The 882-nt window shown below is 42.5% G+C and carries 1 protein-coding gene; it reads left to right on the top strand.

The window, feature by feature from the left end:
* A partial coding sequence (locus CVN76_RS01360) for a M23 family metallopeptidase (protein WP_157805431.1) occupies positions 1-627 on the top strand: 627 nt, incomplete at its 5' end.
* Between the last annotated feature and the right edge of the window lie 255 nt (positions 628-882).

The raw sequence follows: 882 nt of genomic DNA, 5'->3' as shown, positions 1-882 counted from the left end.
GTAATGGTGGAAAGGGAAGTATATGATGAAGAACGGATTCCTTTTGAAAAGAAGGTTCAGGAGGATGATGAACTGCCCAAGGGAGAGGTAATCATTGAACAAGCGGGCAATGATGGAATCGAGGCCTTCACTTATAACGTTTCCGAAACGAATGGTAAAAAAGTCAGTGAAACGATCGTGGAAAAAGAAATAACGGAAAAGGCGAAAACGGAAATCATCAAAAAAGGCACGAAGGTCATTCCTTCGCAAGGAAGCGGCACATATGCGTGGCCTGCAGACGGGGGCTATATCTCCAGCAAGCAAGGGCAACGATGGGGAAAACTCCATAAGGGAATTGATATCGCCCGTCCATCCACGAGGACGATCACGGCAGCTGATCATGGAATTATTGAATCGGCAGGAAACTCCGGCGGGTATGGAAATAAGATAACGATCAACCACAACAATGGATATAAGACCGTGTATGCCCACCTCGATTCAATTGGTGTTAAAGCAGGACAAAAGATTGAAAAGGGTGCGAAAATCGGCATGATGGGGTCAACAGGGAACTCGACCGGCGTCCATCTCCATTTTGAAGTATATAAAAACGGGTCGCTTGTAAATCCGCTAAACTATATAAGTCAGTAATTGATGGAAGTCTTCGAAAAATATTCGAAGGCTTCTTCTGCTTCATACATAGATGAGAATAATAGGAAAAAGGTGATTTAATGCCTATAAAATGATAAAGTATAATAGATACAATTTGCTTTCATTCAGGTGTTCATGCCCCTTTATTGGGTATATATATATAACTTTTGCCGATCGATGCTGCTAGATTGGCGCAGGCAGAAGGAAAAGTGGATAAAAGTCCCGGATAAGGACACGGTTTTTAATAGATTCAGG

It is taken from the genome of Bacillus sp. mrc49, assembly GCF_002803435.1.
Note: the sequence above shows the minus strand (reverse complement) of the source record. Positions and strands in the feature narration are given on the sequence as shown.